We start from the raw sequence: 16177 nt of genomic DNA on the forward strand, positions 1-16177 counted from the left end.
CATGAACTACCCTCGTCCTGGCAGAAAGCTGAATGCCTGCGCCGGCTCGCAGCAAGGTCTCACGCTCATCGAGTTGATGGTCGCGCTCGTTGTCGGCTTGCTGATCGTCGCGGCGATGAGCATGTTGTTCGCGGGCAGCAGTCGCTCACGTCGCGAGGTCGAACTCAGCGCAGACGTCATCGAGAACGGGCGCTATGCCCTTGATGTGCTCAACCGAGAACTGTCTCAGACCGGCTTCTACGGCTCACTGGTCACGCCTGTCGCTGCCGCGACTGCAATCGATACGCCTACCAAGGTCGCGACTGCCATGTGCCTCACCACGGTCGCGAATATCGCCGCTTGGCAAGACTCATTGAGCTACTACGCAATGGGACTGCGAAGCGCATCCGGAGCAAACGTTGACGCTGATCCCACTTGTGTCGCACGAAAAGTTGGCACCGATGCCTTGTTCGTTCAGCGTGCCAACACATGTGCCATCGGAGACGCGGACTGCCAGGCGGAGTCGAACAGCTCCGCTTATCTGCAGGTTTCGGAATGCGGCACTGAGTACAGCACTGCGGCGACAAGAATCGTGGTGGCCCGTGGCACGTCATCGGCATTCACGTTGCAGACCAAGGCATGCGACGGAGCCACGCGAGCTCCGAAGCGAAAGCTTGTTCGTCGCATCTACTTCGTGAGCGCCGCCAATGAACTGAGCTACCAGGAGCTTCCAATCAGCGGGAGTCTGCCGGCCGCGGTGGTGCTGGTTGAAGGCATCGAGCAGATGCAGATCGAATACGCCGTCGACTCGACCGGCGACGGAACACCAGACACATTCGAGGCTTCGCCCTCAGACTGGACCCAGGTGATCGGCGCCCGAGTGTGGCTGCTGGCGCGTTCCAGCGATATCAGTCGCAACACGAAGGACGCCGCGAGCTTCGTACTCGGCGCAGACACCACCGTGAGCGTCGCCGCCAGCGCGAGCGGCAACCTAAAGCGCCGTGCCTACAGCACGTATGTTCCCTTTGTCACGCCAAAAGCGCGTCGAGAATCATGACGAAATTTTCTTCGGACTCAGCGCGCAGCGCCCAGTCCGGCGCTGTCCTGATGGTCGGCATGGTGATGTTGCTGATGATCATGCTCGTTGCGGTGGGAGTCATCCGGTTAACCACCCGGCATACACAGATCGTGAGCAACGAACAGGTTCGAAGTGAGGCTGTCTCGGCTGCGAACTACGCTCTGGACGCAGTCTTGAACCAACCGTATACCACGTGGGACCCTTACAAGAATACCGGCGCGACGACGAACGTCAATCTCGGAACGACCAAGGCGGCAGACAGCGCTGACGTTTCAGTCAATGTCACGGTGAAAAATCTCGCGTGCAAGCGAAGCCGGGTGATCAAAAACGCAGAGCTCTATAAGAAGTCCGGCAGCGTGTACTACGTCGCGCCCGTCGATTCTTCTTGCTTTGGTGGCGGGAGCCCGACAGGACTGACGATCGTCGATCCGACCGCCGTCGGAACGGCAAGCGACGATTCGCTTTGTGCGACCGTTCTTTATGAGATGCAGGCACAGGCAAGTGATCCGAAACTGCTGAATGCCACCCCCATCGTTCAACAGGGCGTCGAAGTGCGGACAGATATCACCGCGCTTGCCGACAGTTGTCTTTGAGCGTCATACGGAAGGTTCATTGATGAATACCTCAGCCTATCGGCTCCTGCTCGCCTTCTTCGTGTTCTTTTCACTGTGTTCGCGAGCGGCCGCCGAAGACATCGATTTGTATGCGGGCAGTGGCAGTTCGGCGGCGCCCAATGTACTTTTCTTTCTCGACAACAGCTCCAATTGGTCGGCCAACTCGCAAGCCTGGAGCTACTCCACCGTACTCGGGAAATGCAACAGTTACAGCGGTGCCACCAAGACGACATGCCAGCGCTACGTGTACCAGGTCTTCTGCAACTCAACGACTGCCTGCAGCGGAAATCCCAGTCTCGTTCAAGGCCAGATCGAACTTCGCGCGCTGAAACTGGTGCTCAATGAGGTGGTTTGCAGCCCGCCTACCGGAACTCCCGCTTTGGACATCAACGCCGGTTTGATGATGTTCAACACAGGTGTCGGGTCGGTGGACAGTAACAGCGTGATGCCTGGGTACATCCGGCATGCGATCAAATCGATGAGCTCGCAGTGCACCGACACCAATGTCGCCACGTCGATCATCGCGGATCTGGACAATATCGATTCCAAGATCACGACGCCGGACTTCAAGGGCGCGTCGTCTGCCGAATACGGTGCGAGCTTCTACGAGGCATTCAAATACTTCGGCGGCTGGTCTCGACCAAACCTGGTCGATTCCGTCAACGGCGGCACGGCCGGATCGCCCACCGGTGCGACCGGCTTTGGTCCCATTCGCTATAGCACCTCAACAACGTTGGAGGATCCGAGCGCTTTCACGACCTCCGGAAAGACAACTTACAAGAGCCCTATTTCGGATGCGAACAGTTGCGGCAAGAACTACATCATCTTGATCGGGAACACCTGGCCCAACCAGGAATACGGGACCAATCAGAACGGATCCCCCTATCCGACCAACACGCTCATGTCGCGGCTGTCGCACAACCCGGGCGCACAAATCTATCCGATCCCCTTGCCCAACAGCGCAAAGAGCGACGTTCGCTTCGCGGACGAGTGGGCGCAGTTCATGTACAAGACCGACGTGAGCAGCGTGGCCGGGCAGCAAAACGTTCAGACGTTCACGATCGACGTCTACAACGCGTCGCAGGATGCGAAGCAAGCCAAGCTGCTGCAAACGATGGCAGCGGTCGGGCGGGGGCAAGCACCGGACAATTATTCTGGTGGCTACTACTCGGTTGGCGGAGATCTGCTCGCGCTGGTCAACGCGCTCAAGGAAGTGGTGACTCAAATCGCTTCGCTCAACAGCGTGTTCGCCTCCGCTTCTTTGCCGGTCAGCGTGAATGCCCAGGGAACCTTTCTGAACCAGGTGTTCATGGGCGTCTTTCGACCGCAAGAGAATGCCTATCAGCGCTGGGCGGGCAACATGAAGCAGTACAAGTTCGCTCTCAATGGGAACTCGCTGTACTTGGCTGACGCGATCGGTCAAGCCGCAGTTGATACGTCGAGTGGCTTCTTGCTGAACTGTGCTGCGAGCTATTGGAGCAGCGACAGTGGCTCGTATTGGCAAAGTGTGACAGGGACCACCTCGAGCTGCGGAAATGTCACGTACAGCGCCTTAAGCAAGTTTTCCGATTTGCCCGATGGCCCTTTGGTGGAACGCGGGGGTGCCGGTCAGAAGCTCCGCAACCTCGGGTATGCGAGTCGAAACATCCGCACCTGTACAGACACGACTTGCAAGGTCTCTGGGACATACACCCTGACAGATTTCAACTCGACCAATGTGACGATCCCATCAACGGGTTTGAGCGCAGGGACCACCAGTGCGACGCTGGTCGACTGGGCGCGAGGCAAAAACGTCGGTGATGGCAACAACACATTCAGCGGCGGCAATCTCGTGACCACGACGTATGCGACCACCGACGCTGTCACCGGTGTGGTCACGGCCGGACCGACCACCCGGCCGACTGTCCATGGCGAAGTGGTGCACTCGCGACCATTGGCGGTGAACTATGGCGCCAGTGGTGTCGACGATGTCGTGGTGTTTTACGGCGCCGGGGACGGCATGCTGCATGCCGTGAACGGCAACCAGACCAGCACCGGGGCCGGAAATGAACTGTGGGCATTCATTGCCCCCGAACACTGGGGCGGTACTGATTCCTCGGGTTCGTGGAATCTGCTGGACCGTGTGCATTCAAATTACCCGGTGATCAGCTTCCCAGGCGTTTCGGTCACCGGTGCGGCGCCAAAGACGTATTTCTTTGACGGGTCCATTGGCGGCTATCAGGAAATGACGAACGGCGCGCTGAGCAAGCTATGGATCTATCCGACGATGCGTCGCGGAGGACGCGCTGTCTACGCGTTCGATGCCACCAAGAAGCCCGGCACTGGTGGCAACCAGCCTACGTTGATGTGGAAGTTCACCAACAGCGACAACGCGAACCTGGGCCAGACCTGGTCCACACCAGTGGCCATCCGCGTCAAGATCGGATCAACGGCGACGCCGCTTGTCGTATTCGGCGCGGGCTATGACGCCTGCGAGGACGGCGCGGCCACTGCGTGTACAGGTGTTACCCAGGGCCGCGGCGTGTTCGTGATGGACGCCCAGACCGGCAGCGCCGCCAATTCACGTCTCATCGACCCCGGTTCTACGGCGGGCCGTTTCGTTGCCGACATGACGGCTGTAGATGTCAACGGGGACGGCTACATCGATGTGCTCTACGCGGTGGACACACGCGGCAATGTCTGGCGCATTAACACCAGCGATCCCGCGAACTCGTTTGCTGGCTATGCGGACGTGGCCTCTTGGCCGGTGAACAAGATCGCGACCGTGAGCGACTGGACCACTGCTTCGGAACAGCGCAAGTTCATGTACTCTCCCAGCGTCGTGATGCTCGGCACGCAGGCGACGGTTTTGGTAGGTACGGGCGACAGAGAAAAGCCGCTTGCGTCCGGAAGCGCCGCCCTCGTCAAGAACCGCTTTTACGGGATTCGCGATGACGTGACGAGAGTAACTTCCGCGAGCATCACCGTCGTGAACGGATACGGTACCGATGCGTCGCTGGTGACTGCCGCTCAGTTGACGAATGTCACCAACATCAACACGACTCTGAGTCCGACCACCTTGGCTCCGTACGGGTGGTACATGAACCTGTACACGACGACCACACCGTTCGAACAAGTCGTCACGACCCCATTGACGATCGGCGGCCAGACCTATTTCAGCACCTTCCAAGCCAAATCAGACGCGAGCTCCAGCCAATGTTCCAATCTCGGAACAGGTCGCTCGTACAAGGTCGACTTTCAAACCGGTGTGACTTCGGCGGGTTCGTATCAGGACGGCGTCTACGTTCCGGATACGTACAAATCGCAGGGCATCCCGCCCTCACCGGTGGGTGGACTCGTTTCGATCGATGGAAAGACTGTTCCGTTCTGCATCGGCTGCTCAGGGCCGACGGTGCTGTCTCCCACCAAAATCGTGCCGAAGGTGAAACCCGATCGCAAGCCAGTGTACCGATACCAAAAGATCGACAACTGACTTGTCGGCGATTGGCCGGGGCTTGAGGGGCCTCGGCCACTGGTCGTTTAACGTTCCGCGTGACGCCGAGCTTGCAGCTTCAGCACCTCTTCGCGCAGTTGGTATGGAAGGCCTCGACGGCCTCCGCGCTTGTCGGCCAACAAGTCATCCAACGCTGACAGACACCACGCCTTGTCAGACCATGCGCCCGCGATCTGATTGACCAGACGTGGCATCAACTCGCTCAATCGATTCGGCCGAACTTCCGGCGGCATCCGCAAAAGCCAATCGATGGCCGCGCCGGTCAACGCTCGGTCGCTTGCCGTACGCGGCCGACGCCGCCGGCTCCAATCCGTCGGTTCCGCAGGCCTCGCCGCCTCCGCCGCACGTGCGATCGATGCGTTGTCCAAGGCTTCGCGCGCGTCGGCGAAGTCTGTCAACTCGAATTCAAAGCTGTTGTCGCTTGCGGGTGGTTTGGCGGGGCGAGAAGGGTTCATGGTCGACAACCTCCTTCGGCAACATTGTCGCCGTCATCATGTTGACAATTGGCAACAAAGTGAAGCCCCCTGCGAGCGTCGTCCGGGGATTGGTCGTGCATTGATCACGGATCAGAACGTCCCCGGATACGCCCCCCCATCCAGCAACACGTTCTGCCCCGTCAGATACCCCGCCTGCACGCTGCAGATGAACGCGCAGACCGCGCCGAACTCCTCGGCGTTGCCGAAGCGTTGCGCCGGGATGGCGGCACTGCGCTTGGCCATCACCTCGTCGAGCGACTGACCTGCCTTGCCGGCGGCGGCCTGCATCGTGGTGCGCAGGCGCAGCGTGTCGAATGCCCCAGGCAGCAGCCCGTTGATCGTGACGCCGCGGGCCGCGACGTTGCTGCGCGCCAGACCGGCGACGAAGCCGGTCAGGCCGGAGCGCGCGCCGTTGCTCAGCCCGAGCGTGCCGATCGGCGCCTTGACCGCGCCCGAGGTGATGTTGACGATGCGGCCGAAGTCGCGCGCGGCCATGGCGTCGACCGTCGCCTTGATCAGCTCGATCGGGGCGAGCATGTTGGCATCGAGCGCCTTGATCCAGTCGTCGCGCCCCCAGTCCCGAAAATCGCCTGGCGGCGGCCCGCCGGCGTTGTTGACCAGGATGTCGACCTGCGGGCAGGCGGCCAGTGCGGCCGCGCGCCCTTCGGAGGTCGTGATGTCGCCGACGACAGTGCGGACCTCGCCGCCGTTCAGTGCGCGCAACTCGGCGGCCGTCGCCTCGAGCGCCTCGGCGCCGCGTGCCGTGATCACCACGTTCACGCCTTCGCGGACCAGCGCGCTCGCGCAGCCCTTGCCCAGCCCTTTGCTTGCGGCGCAGACGAGTGCCCACTTTCCGCTGATGCCCAGATCCATCGCTTGACTCCTTATCTTGCCTTGGCGAGCAGCCAGATGCCCGCGAGAACCAGCAACGTGCCGGCAGCGATCCACACCGTGAACGGCTCGCCGAGGATGACGACGCCCATCAGGATCGTCGACAGCGGCCCGATCATGCCGGTCTGCGCGGCCATCGTGGCGCCGATGCGCTCGATGGCCATCATGACCATCAGCACCGGCGCGAAGGTGCACAAGGTCGCGTTCAACACCGACAACCAGATCACTTCGGGCGCCACCGCCAGCGCGCCGAGCGGGCGCAGCACCGCGAACTGCGCGATGCAGAGGAGGCAGGCCACCGTCGTCGCCAGGCCGGTCAGGCGCAGCGCGCCGAGGCGCTTGACCTCCTCGCCGCTGAAGGTGAGGTAGACCGCGTAGCTGACCGCGCTCGCGAAGACGAGCGCCGCACCGAGGGCGGCATTGGCGCCGAGGGAGGTGAGTTCATGGCCGAACACCAGCATCACGCCGCAGTAGCTGACCGCCAGCGCCATGAGTTGTCGGCCCGTGACCTTGCGCTTGAAGATCACCACGCCCATCGCCAGCACGAGCGTTGGGTTCAGGTACAGGATCAATCGCTCGAAGCTGGCGCTGATGTAGGCCAGGCCCGCGAAGTCCAGAAAACTCGCCAGGTAGTAGCCGGTGAAGCCGAGACCGATCACCGTGATCCAGTCGCGCCGGGTCAGCGGCGGCTTGCCGCGGCCGGCCCACCCCGCGAGCAGCAGGAACAGCGGGAGCGCGAACAGCATGCGGTAGGTGATCAGCGTGACCGCATCGACGCCATAGCGGTAGGCGAGCTTGACGATGATCGCCTTGCCGGAAAACGCGATCGCGCCGAGCGACGCGAGCGCCAGGCCGGGCCAGACCGCGCGCACGGGCGCAGCAGCGCCCGAGGCTGCGGTGGTGGTGGAAGACATTGCGACCGATTCTACGGACCGGCCGACTTTCACGCGGTGCGTGGTGCGGGCTTCTCCAGGTGCCACGTGCTCGCGCCGCGCCGGAAGCCGAGCGATTCGTACAGGCCGATCGCCACGTCGAGCGGGTCCGCGACGATCACGAGCGTGTCCAGCGCCATGTGCTCGAAACCGTGCCGACACACCGCATGGACAAGCGCGGCGCAGAGTCCGCGGCGGCGCCAGGCCGGGTGGGTCGAGACGTGCTGGAAGCGCCCGAGCGAGTCGCCGGGCAGGCGGAACAGCCCGCAGTCGGCGACCAGCGATTCGATGCCGTCCCCGGCATCCGTGAAGACGCCGAACCAGTGACCCATGCCGGCCTGCGCCATCGCTGCGTAGCGGCGCATCTGGCGCGCCCGGAACAGCCGGTACTGCGCTTCACTCTCCGACACGCCGGCATCGGCCGCCACCTGCATGTCCACCGCCAGTGGCGCCTGCTCGGGCAGTCGCAACGCCTCGATGCGAAACGACGCGCCGATCGCCTTGCGCGGCGTATGCAGTTGCTCCCGCTGCATCGTCAACACGGTGGACGAGAACAGCGTGAAACCGGTGGCCGCGAAGTCGGCCGGCAGGTCGAACGGCGCTTCGCTGTCCACGCCGAAGGTGACGTGGCGCGATTCGCTCTGCCGCAAGGCGATCTCCGCCTCGAAGCGCGCGCACCAGTGCGCCGCGTCACCCGCGCGAGGCGCGTGGTCGAACAGCAGGAAGTTGCCCCACCAGAACGTCGGGTTGTGCGGCGTGCGGATCACCAGGTGATCGGTGCGCGGCACGACCTCGCCGTCGAAGCGCGCGAAGATCAGGTCGGTGCGCCAGCCCAGCGCGCGCGGTTCGGCGAACACCCGGGGCTCGTCAGTAGGCGACCGCCTGACCGTCGCGGCGCGGATCGCTCGCCGCGACGTAGCCTTCGACGGCCGGGTCGCCGAGGCGCCAGATGAACTGGCCCGCGCCGAAGTCCTGGTAGCTGTCGTTGATGACCTCGACGCGGTGCCCCAGGGCCTGCAGACCGGCGACCGTGGCCGGGTCCATCGCCGCTTCGACGTTGATCTCCAGCCCCGCGTTGTAGCGCCAGCGCGGCGCGTCGCACGCTGCCTGCGGGTTCTGGCCGTAGGCGAGCATGCGAACCAGCGTCTGCAGGTGACCCTGTGGCTGCATGTTCGCGCCCATCACGCCGAAGCTCATCACGGCTTCGGTCGCGGCGCCGCTGCCCCGCGTGAGGAACGACGGGATGATCGTGTGGAACGGCCGCTTGCCCGGCGCCACGACGTTCGGGCTGGCCGGATCGAGGCTGAACGCGTGCCCGCGGTTTTGCATCGACAGCCCGTACCCCGGCACGACCACGCCCGAGCCGAAGCCCATGTAGTTGCTCTGGATGAAGCTGACCATCATCCCGTGCTCGTCGGCCGCGGTCAGGTAGATCGTGCCGCCCTTTGCCGGGTTGCCGTGGCCGAAGTCCTGCGCGCGGTGCATGTCGATCAGGCGCGCGCGCGACGCGAGGTAGCCCGGATCGAGCAACTGCGCGCTCGTGACCTCCATGCTCGCCGGTTCGGCGACGAAGCGGTAGGTGTCGGCGAACGCCAGCTTCATCGCCTCGATCTGCAGGTGCTGCGAAGCGATGCCGTCGACCGGCAACGCCGCGATGTCGAACTGCTTGACGATGCCCAGCGCGATCAGCGCCGCGATGCCCTGCCCGTTCGGCGGGATCTCGTGCATCGTGTGGTCGGCAAAGTCCATGCCGATCGGCTGCACCCATTCCGGCCGGTACGCGCCAAAATCGGCCGCGGTCATCGCACCCCCGTGCGCGCTCGCATGGGCAGCGGCAGCTTGAGCGATCTCGCCGCCGTAGAACGCACCGCCCTTCGTCTCGGCGATCAGCCGCAGCGAGCGCGCCGCAGCGGCGAAACGGAACAACTCGCCTACGTGAGGCGCCCGTCCTTTCGGCATGAATGCCTGCGCGAAGCCGGGCTGGTCGGCCAGCAACGGCACCGCGGCCGCCCACTTCTGCTGAACCACCACCGGGACCGCGTAGCCGCGTTCGGCGATCTCGATCGCCGGCGCCAGCAGGTCGGCGAACGGCAATCGGCCGAATCGCTCGCTCATCGCGGCCCAGCCCGCCACCGCGCCCGGCACCGTGGCGCTGTCCCATCCGCGCTTGGGCGGTGTGGCCGCATCGGCGCCGTGTCTGCGCTTGAAGTACTCGGGTGTCCAGGCTTGCGGCGCGCGGCCTGAGGCGTTCAGACCGTGCAACGTCTTGCCGTCCCAGATCAGCGCAAAGGCATCCGAACCCAGGCCGTTGCTGACGGGTTCGAGGATCGTCATCGCCGCCGCGGTCGCGATCGCGGCATCGACAGCGTTGCCGCCGTTCTGCAGCATCCGCAGCCCCGCCTGCGCAGCCTGCGGGTGCGAGGTCGAGACCACGTTGCGGCCGAAGATCGGCAGACGCTGGCTCGGGTAGCCGCGGGACCAGTCGAATGCATGGGTCATGAGGTTCACGTGGAGGTGGGCAACGAAGCCTCGATGATCGCAAAGAAAATGCCGCCCTCGGGCGGCATCGTCTCGAATTGCGCGGCCGCGAGCCGCGCGGCATCAGGTCTCTTCGGTGAAGGTCTCTTCGCGCTTCTTGCTGATCGACGGCAGCATCACGATGACGATCATCAGCGCCGCAGCGGCCAGCAGCGCGGCCGACAGCGGGCGGGTAACGAACGCCGTCCAGTCGCCGCGCGACAGCAGCAGCGCGCGGCGCAGGTTCTCTTCCATCATCGGCCCGAGGATGAAGCCGAGCAGCAACGGTGCGCCCTCGCAGCTCAGCTTGTAGAAGACATAGCCGACCAGCGCGAACACCGCCGTCATGTAGACGTCGAAGGTGTTGTTGTTCAGCGTGTAGACGCCGATGCAGCAGAACAGCGTGATGGCGGGGAACAGGAACTTGTATGGCACCGTCAGCAGCTTGATCCAGATGCCGATCAGGGGGAGGTTCAGGATCACCAGCATCGCGTTGCCGACCCACATCGAGGCGATCAGGCCCCAGAACAGCTGCGGGTTGCTGGTCATCACCTGCGGGCCGGGCTGGATGCCCTTGATCGTCATCGCGCCGACCATCAGCGCCATCACCGCGTTCGGCGGAATGCCCAACGTCAGCATCGGGATGAACGAAGTTTGCGCGCCGGCGTTGTTGGCCGACTCGGGGCCCGCCACGCCGCGGATATTGCCCTTGCCGAACGGCACTTCGCCGGACCGCATCTTCATCTTCTTCTCGACCGTGTAGGCCGCGAACGACGCCAGCAGCGCGCCGCCGCCCGGCAGGACGCCCAGCATCGATCCGAGCGCCGTGCCGCGCAGCACCGCCGGCCACGCGTCGAGGAAGTCCTGCTTGGTGGGCCACAGGCCCTTCACGTCCTTCGTGAAGACCTCGCGGTGCTCGGCCGGCTGGCCGAGGTTGGCGATGATCTCGCCGAAGCCGAACACGCCCATCGCGATCACGACGAAGCCGATGCCGTCGGTCAGCTCGGGGATGTCGAAGCTGTAGCGCGCGGTGCCTGAAATCACGTCAGTGTTGATCTGCGCCATCAGCAGGCCGAGGATGATCATCGCGATCGCCTTCAGCAGCGAGCCCGAGGCCAGCACGACCGCCCCGATCAGGCCCAGCACCATCAGCGAGAAGTACTCGGCCGGGCCGAACTTGAACGCGAGTTCGGTCAACGGCGGCGCGAACGCGGCGATCACGATGGTGCCGACGCATCCGGCGAAGAACGAGCCCAGGCCGGCAGCGGCCAGCGCCGAGCCGGCGCGGCCCTTGCGGGCCATCTGGTAGCCGTCGATCGCGGTGACCACCGAGCTCGATTCGCCCGGCACGTTGATCAGGATCGCGGTGGTCGAGCCGCCGTACTGCGCGCCGTAGTAGATGCCGGCCAGCATGATCAGCGCCGGTGTGGCGTCGAGCGCGTAGATCGACGGCAGCAGCATCGCGATCGTCGCGACCGGGCCGAGGCCGGGCAGAACCCCGATCAGCGTGCCCAGCACGCAACCGAAGAAGGCGTACAGCAGGTTCTGTACGGTGAACGCGACGCCGAAGCCGAGCGCGAGGTTGTTCAGGAGATCCATGGTGGTGTCCGGTCGACTCGGGTCAGGCTCAGGAAGCCATGAAGAAAGGCTTGAGCGGGATCGTCAGACCCAGGCCCCAGATGAAGACGATCCACGAGAACACCGTCAGGACGACGCTGCTGGCGATCACGCCCTTCCAGCTGAATTCGTCGCCCGCGAAGCTGACCATCACGATCAGCAGCGGGATGGTCAGGAACATGCCGAGCCGCGGGAGCGCCGCGCCGAACACGGCGATCGACACGATGATCACCAGCAGAGGACGCCATGCGATGCTGCCGATCGGGTCGCCGCCTTCGGTCTCGATCGTCAGCGACTTGAACAGCACGATCGCACCGAGGATGGCCATGATCACCGACAGCATCAGCGGAAAGTAGCCCGCGCCCGGCTTGGCCGAAGTGCCCATCGAATAGTTGGTCGCACCGACCGCGAAGATCACCCCGGCGACGACGAACATCAACCCCGAAAAGAAATCCCGTTGACTCTTGATTTTCACCAGTAGCTCCAGCTTTAGCGTTGCGCGGATTCTAGGCAAAACCCTGCCTGCATCCGGGTCTGGTTTACGCCTAGCTGCCCTGCGCCTTCACGAGGGTCAGGCCTCCCAGGCGGGGGTGGAGCGTAGCACCTCGTCGAGCGTGGTCGTGCCCTCGGCGACCTTCATAACGCCGGCCAAGCGCAAGGGTCGCAAACCGTCGGTGAGCGACTGCTGGCGCAGCCGCGCTGCGTCGGTAACGGGATGGATCGCGGCGCGAGCCGCGTCGCTGAGCGTCAGCAACTCGTAGAGCCCCGCCCGGCCCCGATAACCGGTCATCCGGCACTCGATGCAACCGACCGGCCGATAGGGGCGCACGGCACCGCTCAGGCGCCAGGGCTTGACGACCTCGTCGAGCCGCTCGCGGGTCAGCCCGTCGTCGGGCTGCTTGCAGGCCGGGCAGAGCGTGCGCACCAGGCGCTGCGCGAGCACGCCGATGACGGTCGAGCCGATCAGGTACGGCGCCACGCCCAGGTCGACGAGCCGCGTCACCGCCGAGGCCGAGTCGTTGGTGTGCAGCGTGCTGAACACCAGGTGGCCGGTCAGCGCGGCCTGTATCGCCATCTCCGCCGTCTCGAGGTCGCGGATCTCGCCGACCATGATGATGTCCGGGTCCTGCCGCATCAGCGCGCGCAGGCCTTCGGCGAAGTTCAGGTCGATCGACGGCTGCACCTGCGTCTGGTTCAGCGCGGGCTGGATCATCTCGATCGGGTCTTCGATGGTGCAGACATTGACCTCGTCGGTCGCCAGGCGGCGCAGCGTCGAGTACAACGTCGTCGTCTTGCCCGAGCCGGTCGGCCCGGTCAGCAGGATGATGCCGTGCGGCTGCGTGATCAGCTGCTCCCAGCGCTTGGCCTCAGCCGGGCCGAACCCGAGCGCGTCGATCGACTTGACCGTGGTGTCGGGATCGAAGATCCGCATGACCATCTTCTCGCCGAACGCGGTCGGCAAGGTCGCCAGCCGCATCTCGACCTCGTCGCCGTTCGGGTTGCGGGTCTTGATGCGGCCGTCGAGCGGGCGGCGCTTCTCGACCACGTCCATGCGGCCGAGCAGCTTGACGCGCGCGATCATCGCGTTCATCACGCCGGGGGGCAGCTGGTAGACGGTGTGCATCACGCCGTCGATGCGGAAGCGGATCACGCTGCGCTCGCGGCGCGGCTCGAGGTGGATGTCGGACGCGCGCTGGTCGAACGCGTACTGCCACAGCCAGTCGACGACCTGCACCACGCCCTGGTCGTTGGCGTCGAGCTGCTTGTTGGTCTTGCCGAGCTCGACCAGCTGCTCGAAGCTCGCAAGCGCCGAGACCTCGCCGGTCTTGATCGCGTTGCGCACCGAGCGCGACAGGGTGTAGAACTCGGTCGTGTAGCGCGCCAGGTCCGGCGGGCTCGCGACCACGAGCTTCACGGTCTTGCGCGCATGCGCCTCGATCTCGGACACCCAGCTGCGGTCGAGCGGCTCGCAGGTCGCGATCGTGACCTCGTTCAAGCCGACGGTCAGCGGCAGCGCGTGGCGTCGCTCGGCGTAGGTGATCGACATGATCTCAGCCACCCGGCCCACGTCGACGCGCAGCGGGTCGATGCGCATGTACGGCAGGCCGCAGCGGCCAGCCAGCCACTCGGTCAGCGCCTCGATATCGAGCGGCTTGCTCGTCCCCTGGCGCACGAGGTTGACGCTGGCGATGCGCACCAGCGGGTGCTGCGCGCTCTGCCCGCCCGCAAAGCGGCGCGATGTCAGTTCCGCATCCTCGGCGCTGACCAGGCCGTCGTCGCGCAGCCACTGCACGAGCAGACGCCAGTCCAGCTTGCCGGCGGGGGCGATCGGGGGAGTCGGCGTGGGCTTGGCAGCGGCTTTCATGGGGGACGAGTGTGCCTAGGTCTCAGTTTCAGTTTCGGTCGCGGCGCTCGCGATGGGACGGATCATGCGCAGCCATTTGCGCGCCGGCAACTTGAAGCGCCGCTCGATCTCGTCCGCGCGCACGGCCAGCGTCGCGCGGTCGGGCAGCGGCGCGTCGCGCAGCGCGACGACGACGGTGTTGCCCTCGCGCGTCGGTCGCAGGCTCAGCACCTGCGAGTCACCGAAGGCGGCGGCGATGCGCGCCGCGCTGCGCTCGAAGCTCGCATCGCGTCCGAACAGGTTGACGGTCATCACGCCGCCGTCGGCCAGCACGCGGCGACAGTCGCGGTAGAACGCCTCGCTGTCGAGCACCGGGCTGGCGGCGTCGTGGTCGTACAGGTCGACGCACAGCGCCTGCACCGACTCGATCCGCGCCGGGTCGGCGACGAACTCGGCCGCGTCCATGTTCAGCACCGCGAAGCGCGCGGAATCGGCCGGCAGGTGGAACCACAGGCGGCACGCGTCGATGACGCTGGCGTTCAGCTCGACCGCAGTGCAGCGCATCCGCAAGGTCGAATGGCAAAAGCGCGTAATCGCCGCGGCCCCCAGACCCAGCTGCACCGCATGGCCCCGCGCCATGTCGGCCTCGGGGCGCAACAGGAGCCACGCCATCATCCGCTGGATGTACTCGAGCTCGAGCGCGAGCGACTTGCGGATGCGCATCGCGCCCTGCACCCACGGCGTGCCCAGGTGCAGGTAGCGCACGCCGTCGGCCTCCGAGATCGTCGCCGGTGCGAGTTCCGGTTCTGCGGTCTTCCTGCTGCGTGCATTCATGCGATTCCGTGTTCCTCGAAGACCGCCCGCCACGCCGCCAGCTTGCGTTCGAAACTCCAGCTCGCGTTGGCCGGGCTGGTCGACGGCAGCCGGTGCACCGGCAGGCCGAGCGCGCGAGTGTGCCGCATCGCGCGGGCGGATTCGCCGCCGTTGTGCGCGATCGCCTCGAGCCGCGGTGCGCGCCGCTTCAGGCTCGCCAGGTCGTTGAGGCGCGCGTTCTGGATCGCGCTGTCCAGGCTGCCTTCGCGCTCGCAGCTGGCGTAGACGTCCCAGATGCCGAGGCCGCGGGCGCGCACTTCGGCGAGCCGCTCGGGGTAGCTCGCGGCGCGCAGATCGATTTGCCACAGCGCCGACAGGATCGGCCAGAAGTGGTTGCGCGGGTGGCCGTAGTACTGCTGCGCCTGCAACGACGCCACGCCCGGGAAGCTGCCGAGCACGAGCAGCCGCGTGTGCTCGTCGACGACCGGCTCGAGCCCGTCCAGCACGCCGCTCACGCGGGCTCCAAGGCCGCGAGCCCGGGCAAGGCGGCCTGCACGTTCGCCGCGCTCCGCTCGGCCAGCTCGGACAGCGACCAGCCACGCAACGCGGCGAGCGTCTGCGCGATGCGCGGCAACTCGGCCGGCTCGTTGCGCGAGGCGGCGCCCTGGGCGCGCTCCGCGGCCGTTCGGTACAGCCAGTGCGGCGGGATGTCGGGCGCGTCGGTCTCGAGCACGATCGCGTCGGCGGGCACGGTTTGCGCCAGGCGACGGATCTGCAGCGCGCGGTCGAAGGTCATCGCGCCGCCGAAACCCAGCTTGAAGCCGAGCTCGATGAAGACTGCCGCCTGCTGCGCGCTGCCGTTGAACGCGTGAGCGATGCCGCCGCGCACGCGGATCGCACGCAAGTGCTTGAGCACCGTGTCGACGGAACGCCGCGAGTGCAGGATCACCGGCAGGTCGAATTCGCGTGCGAGTTCGAGCTGGGCGACGAAGAAGCGCTCCTGCCTGGCCAGATCCGCGGCTCTGACGAAGTGGTCGAGCCCGATCTCGCCGATACCGACCAGCCGCGCGTCGCGATGCGGCGGATCGAGGGCGATCCGCAGCGCGTCCCGCAACGCCGGTACGTCGGTCTCTGCGGCGCGGTCCACGAACAGCGGATGGATGCCGAGTGCGTAGCTCAACGCGTGCCGGTCCGCCAACTGCCGCACTGTCCCGAAATTGCTCCGCTCCACGGCCGGCAGGACGATCTGTGTCACGCCGGCGGCCTTCGCGCGCGCCACGACGGCGTCACGGTCGGCGTCGAACTCCGGGGCGTCGAGGTGGCAATGGCTGTCGGTCCACATGTCCGAATGATGCCCGGCGCGGCGGCACTCCCCCGGCTGTGACAGGTCTTGCCGCGCGTGCTACCGTAGCAGCGCGATAGA

Annotated in this window: 14 protein-coding genes; 3 read left to right on the plus strand and 11 right to left on the minus strand. The window is 65.4% G+C overall.

All coding sequences use genetic code 11. The features are described 5' to 3' along the window. Position 1 precedes the first annotated feature (1 nt). The 3 genes from ASC76_RS07545 to ASC76_RS07555 are packed head-to-tail and all read left to right on the plus strand — an operon-like array spanning position 2 to position 5143. Entirely contained in the window at positions 2-1036 is a 1035-nt protein-coding gene (locus ASC76_RS07545) for a PilW family protein (protein WP_082548883.1), read from the plus strand. After that, positions 1033-1650 (plus strand): PilX N-terminal domain-containing pilus assembly protein, encoded by a 618-nt coding sequence (locus tag ASC76_RS25125; RefSeq protein ID WP_056464483.1) that lies wholly within the window; start codon positions 1033-1035, stop codon positions 1648-1650. The genes ASC76_RS07545 and ASC76_RS25125 overlap by 4 nt, the downstream gene beginning before the upstream one ends. A 22-nt stretch (positions 1651-1672) precedes the next feature. Continuing rightward, positions 1673-5143 carry a pilus assembly protein gene (locus ASC76_RS07555; RefSeq protein ID WP_162247072.1) on the plus strand — a complete coding sequence of 1157 codons (3471 nt, stop codon included), beginning with the start codon at positions 1673-1675 and terminating at the stop codon, positions 5141-5143. Positions 5144-5190: 47 nt separating this feature from the next. Here the strand turns inward: ASC76_RS07555 and ASC76_RS25130 are convergent, their stop codons facing one another. From ASC76_RS25130 to ASC76_RS07605, 11 genes are all read right to left on the minus strand, one after another. Further along, the gene (locus ASC76_RS25130) at positions 5191-5619 is read right to left on the minus strand and encodes a hypothetical protein (protein ID WP_157615398.1); all 429 of its coding nucleotides are present in this window, start codon (positions 5617-5619) and stop codon (positions 5191-5193) included. Between the two features lie 111 nt (positions 5620-5730). Next, a complete protein-coding gene (locus ASC76_RS07560; RefSeq protein WP_056464487.1) occupies positions 5731-6513 on the minus strand; it encodes an SDR family oxidoreductase in 783 nt (260 codons plus the stop codon). A gap of 11 nt (positions 6514-6524) precedes the next feature. Next, complete coding sequence (locus tag ASC76_RS07565) at positions 6525-7445, minus strand: DMT family transporter (protein ID WP_056464488.1); 921 nt, start codon at positions 7443-7445, stop codon at positions 6525-6527. Between the two features lie 29 nt (positions 7446-7474). Beyond that, complete coding sequence (locus ASC76_RS07570; RefSeq protein WP_056464489.1) at positions 7475-8320, minus strand: GNAT family N-acetyltransferase; 846 nt, start codon at positions 8318-8320, stop codon at positions 7475-7477. 10 nt (positions 8321-8330) lie between these two features. After that, positions 8331-9962 (minus strand): gamma-glutamyltransferase family protein, encoded by a 1632-nt coding sequence (locus ASC76_RS07575; protein WP_056464492.1) that lies wholly within the window; start codon positions 9960-9962, stop codon positions 8331-8333. Between the two features lie 102 nt (positions 9963-10064). Next, entirely contained in the window at positions 10065-11579 is a 1515-nt protein-coding gene (locus ASC76_RS07580) for a tripartite tricarboxylate transporter permease (protein ID WP_056464493.1), read from the minus strand. A gap of 28 nt (positions 11580-11607) precedes the next feature. Continuing rightward, on the minus strand, positions 11608-12072 hold the full coding sequence (locus ASC76_RS07585; protein WP_056464495.1) for a tripartite tricarboxylate transporter TctB family protein: 465 nt from the start codon (positions 12070-12072) through the stop codon (positions 11608-11610). 96 nt (positions 12073-12168) lie between these two features. Continuing rightward, a complete protein-coding gene (locus ASC76_RS07590; RefSeq protein WP_056464497.1) occupies positions 12169-13962 on the minus strand; it encodes a GspE/PulE family protein in 1794 nt (597 codons plus the stop codon). Positions 13963-13977: 15 nt separating this feature from the next. Then, positions 13978-14775 carry a spermidine synthase gene (locus ASC76_RS07595; protein WP_056464500.1) on the minus strand — a complete coding sequence of 266 codons (798 nt, stop codon included), beginning with the start codon at positions 14773-14775 and terminating at the stop codon, positions 13978-13980. Beyond that, the gene (locus ASC76_RS07600) at positions 14772-15269 is read right to left on the minus strand and encodes a DNA-deoxyinosine glycosylase (protein ID WP_056464502.1); all 498 of its coding nucleotides are present in this window, start codon (positions 15267-15269) and stop codon (positions 14772-14774) included. The genes ASC76_RS07595 and ASC76_RS07600 overlap by 4 nt, the downstream gene beginning before the upstream one ends. Next, positions 15266-16096 carry a TatD family hydrolase gene (locus tag ASC76_RS07605; RefSeq protein WP_056464504.1) on the minus strand — a complete coding sequence of 277 codons (831 nt, stop codon included), beginning with the start codon at positions 16094-16096 and terminating at the stop codon, positions 15266-15268. Before ASC76_RS07605 ends, ASC76_RS07600 begins: the two co-directional genes overlap by 4 nt. Between the last annotated feature and the right edge of the window lie 81 nt (positions 16097-16177).

It is taken from the genome of Rhizobacter sp. Root404 (genome assembly GCF_001425865.1).
In the GTDB taxonomy this organism is placed as follows: Bacteria; Pseudomonadota; Gammaproteobacteria; order Burkholderiales; family Burkholderiaceae_C; genus LMDS01.